17 protein-coding genes and 1 pseudogene are annotated in these 15,998 nt (G+C 71.6%); 14 read left to right on the plus strand and 4 right to left on the minus strand.

Going from position 1 to position 15,998, the window contains the following annotated elements; translation table 11 throughout:
- Positions 1 to 149: 149 nt before the first annotated feature.
- From ACF088_RS16250 to ACF088_RS16260, 3 genes are all read left to right on the plus strand, one after another.
- Positions 150 to 971 carry a methyltransferase domain-containing protein gene (locus tag ACF088_RS16250; RefSeq protein ID WP_392376419.1) on the plus strand — a complete coding sequence of 274 codons (822 nt, stop codon included), beginning with the start codon at positions 150 to 152 and terminating at the stop codon, positions 969 to 971.
- A 369-nt stretch (positions 972 to 1,340) separates the two neighbouring features.
- Complete coding sequence (locus tag ACF088_RS16255) at positions 1,341 to 1,592, plus strand: hypothetical protein (RefSeq protein WP_030989681.1); 252 nt, start codon at positions 1,341 to 1,343, stop codon at positions 1,590 to 1,592.
- A 12-nt stretch (positions 1,593 to 1,604) separates the two neighbouring features.
- The gene (locus ACF088_RS16260; protein WP_392376420.1) at positions 1,605 to 2,765 is read left to right on the plus strand and encodes an SPFH domain-containing protein; all 1,161 of its coding nucleotides are present in this window, start codon (positions 1,605 to 1,607) and stop codon (positions 2,763 to 2,765) included.
- Between the two features lie 99 nt (positions 2,766 to 2,864).
- Here ACF088_RS16260 and ACF088_RS16265 read toward each other — a convergent pair whose 3' ends face one another.
- Positions 2,865 to 3,362 (minus strand): MarR family winged helix-turn-helix transcriptional regulator, encoded by a 498-nt coding sequence (locus ACF088_RS16265; protein WP_392376421.1) that lies wholly within the window; start codon positions 3,360 to 3,362, stop codon positions 2,865 to 2,867.
- Between the two features lie 312 nt (positions 3,363 to 3,674).
- Between ACF088_RS16265 and ACF088_RS16270 the strand changes: the two genes are divergently transcribed.
- From ACF088_RS16270 to ACF088_RS16285, 4 genes are all read left to right on the plus strand, one after another.
- Entirely contained in the window at positions 3,675 to 4,922 is a 1,248-nt protein-coding gene (locus ACF088_RS16270; RefSeq protein WP_392376422.1) for a cytochrome P450, read from the plus strand.
- Between the two features lie 170 nt (positions 4,923 to 5,092).
- Positions 5,093 to 5,344: a ferredoxin gene (locus ACF088_RS16275; protein WP_392376423.1), complete on the plus strand. Its 252-nt coding sequence runs from the start codon at positions 5,093 to 5,095 to the stop codon at positions 5,342 to 5,344.
- 152 nt (positions 5,345 to 5,496) lie between these two features.
- Complete coding sequence (locus ACF088_RS16280) at positions 5,497 to 6,996, plus strand: MFS transporter (protein WP_392376424.1); 1,500 nt, start codon at positions 5,497 to 5,499, stop codon at positions 6,994 to 6,996.
- Positions 6,993 to 7,727, plus strand: coding sequence for a TetR family transcriptional regulator (locus ACF088_RS16285; protein ID WP_392376425.1), 735 nt, complete (start codon positions 6,993 to 6,995; stop codon positions 7,725 to 7,727). The genes ACF088_RS16280 and ACF088_RS16285 overlap by 4 nt, the downstream gene beginning before the upstream one ends.
- 73 nt (positions 7,728 to 7,800) lie before the next feature.
- On the opposite strand, the gene ACF088_RS16290 is transcribed toward ACF088_RS16285, so the two are convergent.
- Entirely contained in the window at positions 7,801 to 8,232 is a 432-nt protein-coding gene (locus tag ACF088_RS16290) for a nuclear transport factor 2 family protein (protein ID WP_392376426.1), read from the minus strand.
- 109 nt (positions 8,233 to 8,341) lie between these two features.
- Here ACF088_RS16290 and ACF088_RS16295 point away from each other — a divergent pair, with 109 nt between their 5' ends.
- Together ACF088_RS16295 and ACF088_RS16300 are read left to right on the plus strand one after the other, a co-directional pair.
- The gene (locus ACF088_RS16295; protein ID WP_392376427.1) at positions 8,342 to 8,911 is read left to right on the plus strand and encodes a PadR family transcriptional regulator; all 570 of its coding nucleotides are present in this window, start codon (positions 8,342 to 8,344) and stop codon (positions 8,909 to 8,911) included.
- A gap of 104 nt (positions 8,912 to 9,015) precedes the next feature.
- On the plus strand, positions 9,016 to 9,363 hold the full coding sequence (locus tag ACF088_RS16300; RefSeq protein WP_392376428.1) for a hypothetical protein: 348 nt from the start codon (positions 9,016 to 9,018) through the stop codon (positions 9,361 to 9,363).
- Here ACF088_RS16300 and ACF088_RS16305 read toward each other — a convergent pair.
- Positions 9,318 to 10,187, minus strand: coding sequence for a helix-turn-helix domain-containing protein (locus ACF088_RS16305; RefSeq protein WP_392376429.1), 870 nt, complete (start codon positions 10,185 to 10,187; stop codon positions 9,318 to 9,320). The genes ACF088_RS16300 and ACF088_RS16305 overlap by 46 nt on opposite strands.
- A gap of 118 nt (positions 10,188 to 10,305) precedes the next feature.
- On the opposite strand from ACF088_RS16305, the gene ACF088_RS16310 reads away from it, so the two are divergent.
- The 3 genes and pseudogenes from ACF088_RS16310 to ACF088_RS16320 form a co-directional block, all read left to right on the plus strand.
- Entirely contained in the window at positions 10,306 to 11,361 is a 1,056-nt protein-coding gene (locus tag ACF088_RS16310; RefSeq protein ID WP_392376430.1) for an NAD(P)-dependent alcohol dehydrogenase, read from the plus strand.
- A 277-nt stretch (positions 11,362 to 11,638) separates the two neighbouring features.
- Entirely contained in the window at positions 11,639 to 11,809 is a 171-nt protein-coding gene (rpmF, locus tag ACF088_RS16315; RefSeq protein ID WP_392376431.1) for a 50S ribosomal protein L32, read from the plus strand.
- 6 nt (positions 11,810 to 11,815) lie between these two features.
- A pseudogene (locus tag ACF088_RS16320) lies at positions 11,816 to 11,911 on the plus strand (GTP-binding protein); the annotation flags it as partial.
- 287 nt (positions 11,912 to 12,198) lie between these two features.
- Here the strand turns inward: ACF088_RS16320 and ACF088_RS16325 are convergent.
- Positions 12,199 to 14,412, minus strand: a complete 2,214-nt coding sequence (locus ACF088_RS16325) for an MMPL family transporter (RefSeq protein WP_392376432.1) — start codon at positions 14,410 to 14,412, stop codon at positions 12,199 to 12,201.
- A 260-nt stretch (positions 14,413 to 14,672) separates the two neighbouring features.
- On the opposite strand from ACF088_RS16325, the gene ACF088_RS16330 reads away from it, so the two are divergent.
- Together ACF088_RS16330 and ACF088_RS16335 are read left to right on the plus strand one after the other, a co-directional pair.
- A complete protein-coding gene (locus ACF088_RS16330; protein ID WP_392376433.1) occupies positions 14,673 to 15,062 on the plus strand; it encodes an ArsR/SmtB family transcription factor in 390 nt (129 codons plus the stop codon).
- 334 nt (positions 15,063 to 15,396) lie between these two features.
- On the plus strand, positions 15,397 to 15,996 hold the full coding sequence (locus ACF088_RS16335; RefSeq protein WP_392376434.1) for an LPXTG cell wall anchor domain-containing protein: 600 nt from the start codon (positions 15,397 to 15,399) through the stop codon (positions 15,994 to 15,996).
- The last annotated feature ends 2 nt before the right edge of the window (positions 15,997 to 15,998 follow it).

A 15,998-nucleotide genomic window follows, 5' to 3' on the forward strand; every position in this document is an offset into this window, starting at 1 on the left:
CTGAGGGAGTCGAGGGGGTCGAGGGGGTCGAGGGGGTCGAGGAGGTCGACGGAGCTGAGGGAGTCGAGGGGGTCGACGGAGATATGGACCGGTCGATGATCCGTTCTTTGGACCTGTGCACCGGGCCATTGTCCCGGCACGGTGAAGCCATGAACACGAACACGGCGTACGTCCACGGCTACTTGCCCCGGGAGGCCCGGCGCCTCTGCGACCAGGCGGACACTCTGGCCGCATTGCTGCACGCCGGTACGGCTTACCCCGCCGGCAGCCAGGTCCTGGAGATCGGCTGCGGGGTGGGCGCGCAGACCGTGCATCTGGCCAGGAACAGTCCGGGGGCGCGGATCGTCGCGGTCGACCGTTCCGAGGAGTCGCTGGCCCAGGCCCGCGCCTACGTGACGGAGCAGGAGCCCGAGGCCGACGTGACGTGGCGAACCGCCGACCTCTTCCATCTCCCCTTTGAAAAAGCCGCGTTCGATCACATCTTTGCCTGCTTCGTACTGGAGCATCTTCGGGACCCCGACCGGGCGCTGGCCGGGCTGCGCCGCCTCCTGCGCCCCGGCGGGACGCTCACCGTGATCGAGGGCGACCACGGCTCGGTGGTCTTCCATCCGGACAGCCTGCACGCCCATGAGGTGATCGGTCATCAGGTGCGCCTGCAGGCCGCGGCGGGTGGCAATGCGCTGCTGGGCCGGGAGTTGCAGCCGCTGCTCACCGGCGCCGGATTCGGCAATGTGGTCATCCGGCCGCGTACGGTCTACGCCGACCGGACCCGGCCCACTCTGGTGAACGGCTTCACCCGGAACACCTTTATCGCCATGATCGAATCGGTCCGGGACGATGCACTGGGCGTCGGTCTGACCACCGCCGCCGACTGGGACCGGGGGATCACCGATCTGCGGCGGACCGCGGAAGGCGACGGGACCTTCCACTACACCTTCTTCAAGGCCGTGGCCGTCAATCCGCTGTCGTAGAGGGTCGTGGGCCGAGCTCTTCGCAGTGCAGGTCCCGCAACTCGCCGCCCTCGACGCATTGCCCCCGACGCGCTGAATTCCGCACGGCGCCTCGCAAACCGACCCCAACCACCCACCACCCACCCACCCCTTCACTCACTCACCACCCCTCGCCGACGCTCACCCATTCACCCGCTCACGCGCTCAGTCGCCCACCCGCCCCCCGCTCACTCGCGCATCGGCATTCCGCACTTCATTTGCGGATGTCTTAACGGGAAATTGACCGCCGTGGCCCGTCCCGCCAATTCGCCGCCGACCCCCCATAGGCCACCGCGTGCCGGAGCGCTATGGTCGGTTTTCCAGGAACGTAACGGGGGAGGGCAGCCGCGGATGGCACAGGACGATGCCGTAATCGGCTGTACGGGAGTGCTGCTGATCGGCACGCGCGGGACTGCCGGTCCCGGTGAGGTCCTGGTACGGATCAGAGGCGGTACCGAGGCGTTTCTCGCCTGGTCCGCCGAGCCCCTTCCGGTAGGGGCGACCGTGCTCGTGATCGAGTCGCGTGGCAGTCGTCAGGTCGACGTCATGGAGTGGGCCGATCCGTTGGACGCGTTGTCCGGCAATGCCGGCGACGCCGGTTGAGGAGACATAAGGATGTTCGGTTACCGCGTCCCTGCCCCCGATCAAGCCATGCTGATCTCGGGAGGCAGGCGTGGACAGGGGGGCGCGCCATTCCGAGTGGTCACCGGGCACGGCAAGTTCGTGCTCCCGGTCTTCCGCAAGGTCCGCTTCCTGACGCTGGCGATGTGTGAGGCGGAGGTCGCAGAGACCTGCGTGACCCGGCAGGGCATCGCGCTGACGGTGCGCGCCGTCATCGCCTTCAAGGTCGGCAACGACACCGAGAGCGTGGTCAACGCCGGTCAGCGATTCCTGTCCGACCAGGACCAGATGTCGGTACTGACCGGCCGGATCTTCGCCGGTCATCTGCGCTCCATCATCGGTTCGATGACGGTCGAGGAGATCGTCACCGAACGGCAGAAGCTGGCCACCGAGGTCCTGGAGACGTCCAAGACCGAAATGGCGAAGATCGGCCTGATCGTCGACTCGTTGCAGATCCAGTCGATCGACGACGGCGAAACGGGCTATATCGAGGCGATGTCCGCCCCGCACAAGGCGGCCATCCAGCAGCAGGCACAGATCGCCCAGGCCCATGCCACCCAGGCATCGGTCGAGGCGCAGCAGGAAGCCGCGCGTAATCAGGCCGAGTACTCCCGGCAGACCGCCGTGGTCCAGGCCGAGTACTCCGCCGAGGTGGACCGCGCCCAGGCCCGCGCCGCCCAGGCCGGCCCGCTCGCACAGGCCCATGCACAGCAGGAAGTCCTCGCCGCCAAGACCGAACTCGCCGAGCGCGCGGCAAAGCTGCGTCAGCAGGAGCTGGTGGCCGAGGTCGTCAAGCCGGCCGAGGCGGAGGCCGAGCGCATCCGACTGCTGGCACTGGCCGAGGCCGAGCGGATGAAGATCCAGGCCGAGGCCGCCGCGTCGCACGACCGGGTGGCCCTGGACCGGATGCTGATCGACCAGCTCCCGCAGATCGTCAAGGAAGCCTCCACGGGCCTGGCCAACGCCAATGTCAACGTCCTCAACGGCACCGACGGCCTGGGCGAGATCGCCGCGGGACTGGTCGGACAGGGCCTGACCATCCTCGACTCGGTCCGCCGCAACCTCGGCACCCCCGAGGGCCAGGACGGCAAGACCGACAAGAACGGCGGCACCGCCGCGCAGCAGAGCCGCAGCGGCCGGGTCGAGATCGAGTAGCGACCGAGTAGAGATCGGGGAGCGACACCGGACGCATCGGGGAGCGACACCGGGCGGGGTGGGGCGCAGGGGGACACCCCCGGCCCGGCCCCGCCCCGTTCACACCCCCCGCCCCCGCGGTGGGTCTTCCGCTGTGTGCTTACGGCGGGCGTGGGCCACCAGATGGTTGAGCACGGCGACGGTGGCGGCGATATCGGCGTCGTCGAAGCCGTCGAGCGCCTCGTGGAGACCGGCCTGGCTGGTGTGCTGGAGGCGGCCCAGGACGGCCTTGCCGTGGGGCGTGATCGCCACCTGCCGGGCGCGGCGGTCGAGCGAGTCGGGGGTTCGTTCGACCAGGTCCTGAGACTCCAACTGGCTGATCTGGCGGGTGACATGAGGGGGCTCGACCATCAGCAGTGCGGCCAGATCGCCGACCCGGCTGACCCCGCCGCTGTCCTCCAGAGCCATCAGCAGCCAGAGGTCGGAGCGCGCCGCCGTGACTCCCGCCTGGGCCGCCTGGCGTTCGTGCGCCCGGGAGCGGGTGAGCAGGTAGGACAGCGTGGCCAGCACTCTTTGCAGTGCGGCGATGGGGTCCTGGTCTCTTCCGGGGTCCGACATGCAGGCACTTTAGCTGCCCTTGGGGCGCCCGGATCCGCCCTGTGGCACGTCGCCCCGAGGGCGCGCGTCCGCTCGGTTTGAGCCAACCTCGGGGGCGCCTTGATCACCTCTTCCCTCCCCCGTTCGCGGTGAGTTAACGTGTGAACAACTTAGTTGCTTAAGTTAGGTAACTAGCCATCGGTGGCCGCGATCCCCACAGTTCACGGCGGCTGCCGAGGTGGTTGCCGAGTTCGCAGAGCCCGTCAAGGAAAAGCGCTACCCGCACCGTTCGCCACGGCAGTGCCGTGTCCCGATCGTGGAAGGACCAGCCGCATGACGACTGCAGAACGTACCGAGGCGGAGCACGACACCGGCCCGGGCGAAGACCTCGCCCCCCTCGCCCCCCTCGCCGTCCCGGCCAAGCGGGCCGAAGGCTGCCCGTTCGACCCCGCGCCCGGCGTCGAACGGGCTCGCCGGGAGGAACCGATCACCCGGGCCACGCTCTGGGACGGCTCCTCCTGTTGGCTGGTGACCCGGCATCAGGACGTACGGGAGGTGCTCGGCGACCCGCGGTTCAGCGCCGATGCGACCCGGCCCGGATTCCCCTTCCTCACCGCGGGCGGCCGGGAACTCGCCGCCTTCAAACCGACCTTCATCCGCCAGGACGACCCCGAGCACGCGCGGCTGCGCCGGATGCTCACCGCCGACTTCATGGTGAAGAAGGTGGAGGCGATGCGCCCCGAGGTGCAGCGCCTCACCGACGGCCTGCTCGACCGGATGACCACGGGACGCAACTCGGCGGATCTGGTGGCCGCATTCGCGCTGCCGCTGCCCTCCCTGGTGATCTGCCTGCTGCTCGGCGTCCCGTATGACGACCACGAGTTCTTCCAGGACCGCAGCCGCCTGCTGCTCAGCCTCCGGTCGACGGCCGAGGAGGTGCGCACCGCACAGGAGGATCTGCGGCGCTATCTGACCCGGCTCGCCGAGTCCAAACGGCGCGAGCCGGACGACGGCATCGTCAGCCGGCTGGTCGCCCGCGGCGACCTCGACGCGGAGGAAATCGCCTCCATGGGGCGGCTGTTGCTGATCGCGGGCCATGAGACCACCGCCAACATGACCGCACTGTCCACCCTCGCCCTGCTGCGCAACCCCGGCCAGCTGGAGCGGCTGCGCGCGGACCCCTCGCTGATCAAGGGGGCCGTCGAGGAGCTGCTGCGCTATCTGACGATCGTCCACAACGGTCTCCCGCGGGTCGCCTCCGAGGACGTCACCATCGGCGGCCGCACCATCCGCGCCGGCGAAGGCGTGCTGTGCACCCTCAACTCCGCCAACCGTGACGACGACGTCTTCCCCGGGGGCGACGCACTCGACGTCGGACGCGATGCCCGGCGTCATGTCGCCTTCGGCTTCGGCGTCCACCAGTGCCTGGGCCAGCCGCTCGCCCGGGTGGAACTGCAGATCGCCGTCGAGACGCTGCTGCGCCGCCTGCCGGACCTGCGGCTCGCCGTCCCCTTCGAGGACATCCGGTTCCGTCACGACATGGGGATCTACGGGGTCCACGCGCTGCCGGTCGCGTGGTGAGCCCCCCGCTCCGTCACCCGCTCCGTCACCCGTTCCGTCCCTCGCTCCGTCACCCGTTCCGCCCCCGTTCCGTCACCGGAACCCCTCCGGCACTCCGTACCTTCCGTCATCCCGTCCAACCCGTCCGCCCACGGCGCTCAGCAGCCCGGCGGCCCATCGTGGGGAGAACCATGCGCGTGCACATCGACCAGGAGAAGTGCTGCGGCGCCGGCAGCTGTGTGCTGTCCGCACCGGAGGTGTTCGACCAGCGCGAGGAGGACGGCATCGTCGTCCTGCTCGACGCCGAACCGCCGGCCGGGCTCCATGACGCCGTCCATGAGGCCGTGGCCATCTGCCCGGCCGCGGCGATCTCGGTGGAGCAGACGGACCGGGCGGAACAGGCCAACCGGGCGGAACAGGCGGACCGGGTGGGGCGGGTCTAGACGACAGGCCCCGGGACCGGTCCCCACCGGATCCGCCGGAGGGGACCTGGCGGGTCCGGTTCGGCGTGCAACAGGGGTGCACGGGCGTTTACCCTGGGGGGTGAACGCCCGTGCACCCCTGTCCGCCGTTCCGCCGCGCCCTATGGAGAGCCATGCCCGCAGCGATACCCGAGCCCGTCGAGACCGCCGTACCCGGCGGGGCCGGCCACCCGCGCGCACTCGTCGGCGTCCTCGCCTTCTGCGGTGTCGTCGTGGCCGTCATGCAGACCCTCGTCGTACCGCTGCTGCCGCACATCCCCCAGCTCACCGGCGCCACCCCGGCCACCGCCAGCTGGCTGGTCACCGTCACCCTCCTGACCGGCGCGATCTGCACCCCCGTCCTCGGCAGGGTCGGCGACATGTACGGCAAGCGCCGGGTGCTGCTGGCCTCCCTCGGCGTCCTGGTACTCGGCTCCGTGCTGTGCGCCGTCAGCTCACAGATCGGGGTGCTCATCGCGGGACGGGCCCTGCAGGGCGCGGCGCTCGCGGTGGTACCGCTCGGCATCAGCATCATGCGCGACGAGCTGCCACCGGCGCGGGTGCTGTCCTCGGTCGCGCTGATGAGTTCCACGCTGGGCATCGGCGCCGCGGTCGGACTGCCGATCGCCGCGCTGGTCATCGAGCACTCCGACTGGCACACCATGTTCTGGGTCTCGGCGGCCCTCGGGCTGCTGGACGTGGCGCTGGTGCTGACCTGGGTCCCCGAATCGCCGCTGCGCTCGCGCGGCCGCTTCGACGTCCTGGGCACCCTCGGCCTGACCGTTTCGCTGAGCTGCCTGCTGCTCGCCGTGACCCAGGGCGCCGGCTGGGGCTGGGCCTCCGTGCGCACCCTCGGGCTCCTCGTCGCGGCCGTACTGACCGGCCTGGCATGGGGCGCCTACGAACTGCGCTGCACGTCGCCGATGGTCGATCTGCGGGTCTCGGCCCGGCCCGCGGTGCTGCTGACGAACCTCGCCGCGCTGCTGATCGGCTTCGCCTTCTACGCCAACTCGCTGGCCACCGCGCAGATGGTGCAGGAACCCCGGAACACCGGATATGGGCTGGGCGCCTCCCTCGTGGTCAGCGGACTGTGCCTGCTGCCGGGCGGGCTGACGATGGTGGCGCTGTCGCCGGTGTCCGCGCGGATCTCGGCGAAGCACGGGCCGAAGGTCACCCTGGCGCTGGCCGCCGCGCTGATGGCGGTGGGGTATGCGGTGCGGTTCTTCACCAGTCATCAGCTGTGGATGATCATCACGGGGGCGACGGTGGTGGCCGCGGGCACCGCGATCGGCTACTCCGCGCTGCCCGCGCTCGTGATGCGCGCGGTGCCGGCCGGTGAGACCGGGGCGGCCAACGGCCTGAACACCCTGATGCGTTCGGTGGGGCAGGCGTTCTGCAGCGCGGCGGTCGCCGCCGTACTGACCAATGTCACCTTCCGCGCGGGCGGCCGGACCGTCCCGACCCTCCATGCGTACCTGCTGGTCTTCCTCATCGCCGGCGCCGCCGCCCTGCTCGCCCTCGCCGTCACCCTGTGCCTGCCGGGGGACCGCACACCGCCGCCGGCCGGTACGGTCGAACAGGTCCGGCGACCGTCCGCGCCGGCGCGGACGGCGCTCACCCAGGAGGACGCATGACCGCTCAGGCCGAGGCCGCCGCAGCCGCCCCGGAGGGCACGGGACGCCCGAGTCCGGCCACCGTCCCGACGCCCGCGACCGGCCCCGGGCCACGCCCCGCCACCGGCGCCGGCACGGACCCGAGCCCCGCCACCGCCACCGCCACCGACGCCCACGCAGGTACAGGCCCGAGCTCCATGGCCGACCCCGGCACCGACCCCGGCACCGGCCGCAGTGCCATCCTGCGCGCCGCCCGGCGGGCCTTCGCCCTGCGTCCGTACGCCGAGGTCACGCTGCGCGGTATCGCGGCCGACGCGGGGGTGAGCGCCTCACTGATCGTCAAGCGGTTCGGCAGCAAGGAGCAGCTCTTCGCCGCCGTGGCCGACTTCGGCCCGGCGGCCGACGCGCTGTTCACCGCACCGCTCCCGGAGCTCGGCCGGCACCTGGTGCGCACCCTCGTCGGCCAACGCCGCGCCCAGCAGGGCGATCCGCTGCTGCGCGTGGTCTTCTCCCTGGGCATCAGCGACGAACGCTCGCTGCTGCGCGACCGGTTCCAGGAGCAGATCACCGACCGGCTCACCACCCTGCTCAGCGGCCCCGACGCCGCCCTCCGGGCCGAGCTGATCGCCGCCCAGCTGATCGGCCTGGGCGCCACCCTCAGCATCCACCGCACCGGCGCCGCTTCCCAGGCCCCGCCCGAACGGCTCGCCGACCTCTACGCGCCCGCCCTCCAGCGGCTCCTCGAAGGCTGACCCGGCCCGCCCACCGGCGGCTCTCCGAAGAGCTGCCCCGACTCGGCACGAGCGGGCCCAGGGGAGACACCCCCTACGACCGGGGCACCAGCCCGTCCTCGACCAGCCCGGCCAGCACCGCCTCCCCCAGTGCCTGCACCGCGGACTGCGGCCGCACCATCACCGTGAACTCCTTGATCCGGCCCGCTTCGTCGAACTGCAGCAGATCGATGCCGTGGATCTGCTTGCCGTTCACGGTGGCCCGGAAGATCAGGATCGTCGAGTCCACGGAGCCGCCGTCCGGCCCCGCCGCCGTCTGGGCGCTGCCCGCGAGCTCGCCGACGTAACGGAAGTCCTGGAACGTACGCAGCAGCACCCCGAAGAGCCCGAGCACCATCGGCCGCCCCTCGAAGGGCGTGAACTTCACCGGGCTGTACAGCCGCACGTCCTCGGTGAACAGCCCCTCCACCGCGTCGAGATCCTTTGCCTCCACCGCCGCCTTGAAGCGGTCCGCCGTCGTCCCCATCGCTCTTCCTCCTCGCCTCGGCCGGGCAGACAACCCGACCGACCCCGGTGGGCTCTTAGTCACGACTATGATTAGTCATATTCTTGAGTATGGGAAGGGGCGGCCGGACATGGCTCTCAAACACGCGGTACTGGCGGCGCTGCTGGACGGCGAGTACAGCGGCTACCAACTGGCCAAGGCGTTCGATGCCGGTGTCGCCAACTTCTGGCACGCGCTGCCGCAGCAGCTCTATACGGAGCTGGCCAAGCTGGAGGCACAGGGGCTGATCGCCGGCCGCCAGGTGGTCCAGGAGACCCGGCCCAACAAACGACTGTTCCAGGTCACCGACGAGGGCCTGGCCGAGCTGGAGCGGTTTGCCGCGGCCGCGTCCAAACCGTCGTTCATCCGTGATGATCTGCTGGTCAAGGTGCAGGCCGTGGACCGGATCGACGCCGCGCCGGTGATCGAGCAGCTGGCGGAGCGGGCGCGGGTCGCGGCCGCCAAGGCCGAGATCTTCGACCAGCTGCTGACCCGGCTGCGCGGCGGCAGGGACGAGGCCGAGTTCCTGGTCCACGGCGACCGGATCGGCCCGTATCTCACCTGTCTGCGCGGCCTCGGCTTCGAGCGGGAGACCCGTGAGTGGTGCGAGCGGATCGCCGGCGTACTGCGGGAGCGGAGCGAGGTACGCCCGGGCCCGTAGTGCACCGTTCGCCCAGAACTCCTTCGTGTGACTACGGACATCAGCCGGCGCAGACACGGGAAACAGACATTCCACAAAGAAAAGGAATGGAAGGACATATCCCCATGCGTCTTCGCCACACCGTCGCCACCGCCGTCGGCGCCCTCGCGCTCGCCCTGGCCCTGCCCACCGCCTCGGCCGGAGCGGCCACCGGCCCCTTCACCTACGTGTACACCGACTCGACCGGCACCCCGCACGTGGGCCTGCTCGCCGACCCCCCGAGCCGGGCGTGCCTCGCCCTCCCCGAGGTGACCGACCCGTCCGTCCAGCCCGCCCACACCCCGAAGAACTACACCTCGTCCGTCGCCACGGTCTTCGCGGGCTCCGACTGCACGGGCGACCACTTCAGCCTCCGGCCGAACGGCGGTCACGCCTCGGAGCAGTTGAAGGTCCGTTCGGTGATCTTCTCCTGATCCGACGCCAGCAGCCGGAGCGCTTCGGCCGACCGCGACCCCGGTTCGGCGTGGTAGGTGATCACCTGCTGGTCGGGGTCCGCGGGCAGGGTCAGGGTTTCGTACGCCAGGGTCAGCCGGCCGGCCAGCGGATGGTGCAGGACCTTGCTGCCGAAGCCCTTGTCCTGCACGTCGTGGGCGGCCCACAACTGCCGGAATTCCCCGCTGCCGAGTGAGAGCCGGCCGATCAGCGAGGCCATTTCGGGGTCGTCCGGATTACGGCCGGCATCGCGCCGCAGATAGCCGACCACAGCGGTGGCCTTGGCGTCCCAGTCCTCGTAGAGCTCGCGCGCGGCCGGATCGAGGAACACCTGCCAGGCCAGATTGCGGCGCTCGGGCGGCAGCGCGGCGAAGTCGCCGAGCAGGGCGCAGGCGAGCCGGTTCCAGCCGATGATGTCCAGCCGCCGGCCGATGACATAGACGGGGACGCGCTCCATCGTGTCGATCAGCTGCTGCAGCGCGGGGCGTACCCGCTGCGGCCGGGGGGCCGGGCGGACCCGGCGGGAGACCGGGCGGACGAGATGAGCGAGGTGATCGCGCTCGGCGGGGGTCAGCCGCAGGGCGGTGGCGATGGCGTCCAGTACGGCGGACGAGACATTGCGGCCGCGGCCCTGTTCGAGGCGGATGTAGTACGCCACACTCACCCCGGCAAGCAGCGCCAGCTCCTCGCGGCGCAGCCCCGGCACCCGGCGCCGCCCGCCGTACTCCGGCAGGCCGACGTCCTGCGGCCGCAGCCGGGCCCGCCGGGAGCGAAGGAACTCACTCAGCTCCGTTCGCCGGTCCATGACCGCGGTCTGCGGCAGCGGACCGGGCCGGAGGGTGGTTCCGTCAGTACTAGGCACGCCATGCATACGTTCAAGAGTGCACTGGTTACGACCGGCGGGACGCCGCATTCTCGGTGTCATGACCCACACCTCTGTCTTCGCGTACGCCGCACCCGCCCCGAAAGCACCGCTGGAGCGGATCACGATTCCGCGCCGCGAGCTGGGTGCCCACGACATCCTGATCGACATCAAGTACGCCGGCATCTGCCACTCCGACATCCACACCGTGCGCGCCGAGTGGGGCGACGGCGGGGCCTTCCCGATCGTCCCCGGCCATGAGATCGCCGGTGTGGTCGCCGAGGTCGGCGCCGAGGTCACCCGCTACCAGGCGGGCGACCGGGTCGGCGTCGGCTGCTTCGTCGACTCCTGCCGGGAGTGCGAGAACTGCCGGGCCGGCCTGCAGCAGTACTGCACCGGCGAGCTCGGCAACGTCGGCACGTACAACGCGACCGGCCGGGACGGCGAGACCACCCACGGCGGCTACTCCACCCACCTGGTCATCGACGAGAACTACGCCCTGCGCATCCCCGAGAGCATCCCGCTGGACGCCGCGGCCCCGCTGCTGTGCGCCGGCATCACCCTCTACTCGCCGCTCGCCCACTGGCAGGCCGGCCCCGGCAAGAAGGTCGCCATCGTCGGCCTGGGCGGCCTCGGCCACATGGGCGTGAAGATCGCGCATGCGATGGGCGCCGAGGTCACCGTGCTGAGCCAGTCGCTGCGCAAGAAGGACGACGGCCTGCGGCTGGGCGCGGACCACTACCACGCGACCTCCGACCCGGCCACGTTCGAGGAACTGGCGGGCACCTTCGACCTGATCGTCAACACCGTCTCCGCCAACCTGGACCTGAACGCCTACCTCGAACTGCTGCGCACCGACGGCACCCTGGTCCAGCTCGGCGCCCCGGAGAGCCCGCTGCCGGTCGCGCCGTTCGCCCTGATCCCGCGGCGCCGCTCGATCGCCGGCTCGCTGATCGGCGGCATCCCGGAGACGCAGGAGATGCTCGACTTCTGCGGTGAGCACGGGCTGGCCGCGGACATCGAGGTGATCAGCGCGGAGCAGATCAACGAGGCGTACGAGCGGGTGCTGGCGAGCGATGTCCGCTACCGCTTCGTGATCGACACCTCGACGATCTGAGCCAGCTGATCCACCAGCGCCCTCCGCCCGGTTCCGGGCACGAGCGATCACGCCCGGGGCGGCCTGCCGCAGGCCGCCCCGGGCGTGCGCATGCCGTGACTCCACAGCGGCCGGGAACCTCATGGGGCGCCACCCTCATGGGGCGCCACCCTCATGGGGCGCCACCCTCATGGGGCCGCCACTTGAAAACGGTATCCATTTTCACATAGCCTCCTGACGGCACCCCGCCGGGGAACCGCTCCGGCTCGCCCGCCGCCCCGAAGGAGGCCCCGCTCCCATGGCCGTACCCAAGCGCAAGCTCTCCCGCAGCAACACCCGCCATCGCCGCGCCCAGTGGAAGGCCACCGTTCCCCAGCTGGTACCCGTCACCGTCGACGGCTCCGTCCACCAGGTCCCGCGCCGTCTCGCGAAGGCCTACCGGCTCGGCCTGATCGGCCCGAAGGGCTGAGCGGCCATGGCGGACTCCCGGCTGCCGGTCACCGTGCTCTCCGGCTTCCTCGGCGCGGGCAAGACCACCCTGCTCCACACGGCCCGGCAAGCGGCCCGGATCAGGCCGCAGCCGGGGCCGCCCGGGAGCTGGTCTTCATCGGCACCGGACTGCGCCCCGAGCCCCTGCACGCCGCCCTCACCGCCTGCCTGCTCGCCCCCGACGAGCCCGCACCGGCGGCCGCCGACGACCCCTTCCCGGCCTGGGAGGTTCACAGCACCGAGGACCGCTGCGTGCAGGAAGGCGGGGAGGTCACCTCAGCCGCGTGGACGGCCGGTTGAGGCAGGGGCGGGCGGCCCGCAGCCCTCGCCCCTGCCCGCGCCGCCCGCCGCCCGGAGCGCTCCTCGGCCCTACGCCCGCCGCATCGTCCGGGACGGCCACCAGGCCACCCGCCCCAGGAGGATCAGTACCGACGGCAGGATCACGACGCGGATGACAAAGGCGTCCAGCAGGACGGCCACCGCGAGGCTGAAGCCGATCTGCTTCATCTCGGCGAGGTGCAGGAACATATAGCTGGCGAAGACCGTCACCATGACCACGGCCGCGCTGGTGACGACCTTGGCGGAGGCGCCGACCCCGTGCAGCACCGCCTCCCTGGTCGGTACGCCGCGCAGTGCCGCCTCCCGTATGCGGCTGACGACGAAGACCTGGTAGTCCATCGACAGGCCGAAGAGGATCACGAACAGGAACAGCGGGACACGGGACCCGATGGCGCTGGTCGCCGTGGCGTCGAAGCCGAACAGGGTGCCGGCCAGGCCGTGCTGGAAGAAGATCACGACCAGGCCGAACGCGGCGGCAGCGGAGAGCAGGTTGAGCGCGACCCCGATCAGGCCGATCACGAGGGAGCGGAAGACCAGGGCCGTCATGAGGAACGTCAGAAACAGCAGCGCCCCGACGACCAAGGGCAGTTTCTCGTTCTGGTGGGCGAGGTAGTCGGTGTCGTGTGCGACGTCCCCGCTGACCGCGAACTCCGCGCCGGGCACCTTGCCCACGGTGGCCGGCAGATAGTCCCTGCGCAGGCGGTCGAGCGAGGCGAGCGCCTGCGGGGAACTGACCTTGTGGGGCGTCGACACGTCCATGGTGGTGGTGCGCCGGTCCCGCGAGGTGCGCAGGGGCGGCGCGGTGTCCTTGGCGTAGAGCGAATCCAACCGGGTGCGGGCACCCAACTCCCCTAGCGCGGAGGCCACTTCGGGCGCCTGTGCGGCGGCGGCACGGACCACGATCTGATGCTGGACCCGTAGGTCGGGGAAGGCCGTGGTCAGCCGGTCATAGGTCTGCAGGGCAGGGATCTCACGTGAGTGGCTGTCCTTGTTGAGGACGCGCAGCTGCATGCCCGCGGCGGGGGCCGCGAGGCCGAGCAGCAGCAGAACGGACAGGCACAGGGCGCGGACCGGGTGGGTGCTCGCCGGGCGCAGCAGGGCGCGCCAGAGGCGGCCGGCGCCGTCCGGCCGGACGCGCGGTGCCGGACGGCGTCCGGTCCGCTGTTCGCGGCGTGCCGCGCGGCGTTCGGCGCGCTGGGCGATCTTGACCAGGAGTGCGGGCAGCGCCGTCAGCGAGCTGAGGACCGCGGCCAGTACGACGATGACGGTGCTGGTCGCGAGCGAGGAGAAGACCACGTCGGTGGCCAGGTAGAGGGTGGCCGTGGAGACGACGACCGCGAAGCCGGAGACGACGATCGCCCGGCCGGACGTGGCGGCGGCCAGTTCCACCAGCGCCTCGGGCCGGAGGCGGCCGCCCGCGCGGGCCCGCTCCTCGCGTTCGCGCTTGAGGAAGAAGAGCGTGTAGTCGACGCCGACCGCCATGCCGATCAGCAGGATGACGTTGGTGCCCACCCCGGCGTCCGGCAGTACGTGGGAGACCACCATCGACAGGCCCACGGCGGCCGCGATCGAGGTCAGTGCCAGCAGCAGCGGCACCGCCACCATCAGTGCGGACCCGAAGGCGGCCAGCAGGGTCAGCAGGGTGACGGGCAGGGTGATCGCTTCAGAGAGCGCCAGATCCTGGCCGCGCTGGGCGTTGACCCCGACGCTGACCGACGGACTCCCGGTCTCCGCCACCCGCAGCCCCGGGTGGCTGCGCTGTACCGCCGCCGTCTGGCCGGCGAGCGGAGCGACATGATCCTTGGCGTCCGCCTCCGCCCCCTTCATGATCACGGCGACCCGTAAGGCGCTGCCGTCGGCCGAGCGGACCGGGGGCGCGACCCGCGCCACCTCGGGCAGCGCCCGCATCCGGGCGGTGAGGTCCCGGACGGCCGCACCGGTCGCGGCCTCGTCCAGCGGGCCGGACCGGGCGGTGATCAGCACCTGCTCGACCGGATCGTGTCCCAGCTGGGCCTCGGCGGCCAGGGTCTCCGCGCGGCCTGCCTCCCCGACGCGGTAGTCCTCCGCGGTGGCGTTGTGGGTCCCCGCCGAGATGCCGGCCCCCAGGCACAGCACCACGAACGCCAGCCATCCGGCGAGTGCGCGCCACGGATGCCGCGCACTCCAGGTCGCGCACCGCACCGTGACCGGCCGTCTTTCCTTCGGCCCGCGCTCCGTCGGCCGCGTTCGTACCGCCACGTTCATGTGCCTTTCCCCCTCGGCATCACATCGCGCCCCCCACTGGTACGCATGTAAGTCAAGAATTACAGGTGTCAGGCAGAGCGTCAACCGTAAGATGGCGATGGGCCGGCGGGCGCGGACGTGTGGGGCAGTCCGTCGATGACCGGCAGGCGCGGACGTGTGGGGCAGTCCGTCGATGGCCGGCGGGCGCGGACGTGTGGGGCAGTCCGTCGCGCCATACGGACCTCCGCCGACCGGCGTCCGGAACGGCAAGAAGGTGGGCCATGAACAGCGAGGAGCTGCTGGCCCTGCTGTCCGCCGTAGGCCATGCGCAGCGGCTGCGGGTGATCGCCGAGCTGGCCGGCGGCCGGCTCTACGTCAGTGAACTGGCCCGCCGGCTGGAGATGTCCCGGCCGCTGCTCTATATGCACCTGGACCGCCTGGAGAAGGCCGGTCTGGTGGTGGGCCGGCTGGAGCTGTCCGAGGACGGCAAGGCGCTCAAGTACTTCGAACTGACGCCGTTCGAGCTGAAGCTGAACCTGGCCACCGTCCTCGCGGCCCTCCAGGAGGACCGGTCCGGGACGGCCGCACAGCACGAGACCGGGGACGCGGAAGGCGCGGTGGAGCCGTCGGCCGCAAAGGGACCGAACGACCCTGGGGGGACCCGTACATGAACGGCAGCGCCCTCAACCCGATTGCCATCCTGGTGGTCATCTTCGGCTCGGTCACCGCGATCGTGGCGTCGCACCTCGCACTGCAGCGGCATCGCGCGGGCTGAGGGCGGTGGCACGGCGGGTCCGAGGGCAGTTTGCACGGCGGGGTCCGCGGGCTGCTGCACAGAAGGTGCCGAGGACCGCTGCACAGCGTGGGCCGCGGGCATCCGGCGGGCGGAAGCGGGGCCGCGGAAGTTTTTCCGCACCGCCCGGCAACCCCCGGCCCCACCGCACGTCGTGACGGGTGAGGGCGCCTTCAGGCGCCGCCCCGCCGACGAACGTGGAGCAGCCGACCGTGAAGTCCGTGAAGTTCACCCGCACCTCCCGCACCTCCCGTACCTCCCGCGCCTCCCGCACCTCCGCCGGCTTCCGGCCGTACGCCACCCGCCCCCGTCCGCGCGGTGCGGTCGGCGCCGCGCTGGTCGCGGCGCTCACGCTGGCCGCGCTGTCCGTGGCCGGCACCGCACACGCCGACGACCGGGCACCGCAGCCGCAGCGTCCGCACCCCGGCCCCGCGGCCCAGGCCCCCGCCCCGCAACCGGCCGCCGGCAGCACCCGGCCCACGCCCGGACCCGCCACCAGCGCCTCCCCGGCGCCCACCGCCCGGCCCAGCACCCCCGTTACCCCCCGCCCCTCCGTCTCGCCCAGCCACCCGGCGCCGCAGCCGCCCACCGCCCGGCCCCGCCCCAGCGCCCCGCCGACCTCGCCCGGCAAGCGCGGCGACGGCACCCACCCGTCCCCCCGCCCCGTTCCCGCCAAGGGGTCCGGGAGCGAGAAGGAACTCGCCCGCACCGGGGCCTCCTCCACGACCACCCTGGCGCTCGGCGGCACCGCCGCGGCCCTGATCGCCGCGGGTGGCGGCACCGTCTACGCGGTCCGCCGCCGGCGCGGCTGAGC

Source organism: Streptomyces sp. NPDC015125 (assembly GCF_043080045.1).
GTDB lineage: Bacteria > Actinomycetota > Actinomycetes > Streptomycetales > Streptomycetaceae > Streptomyces.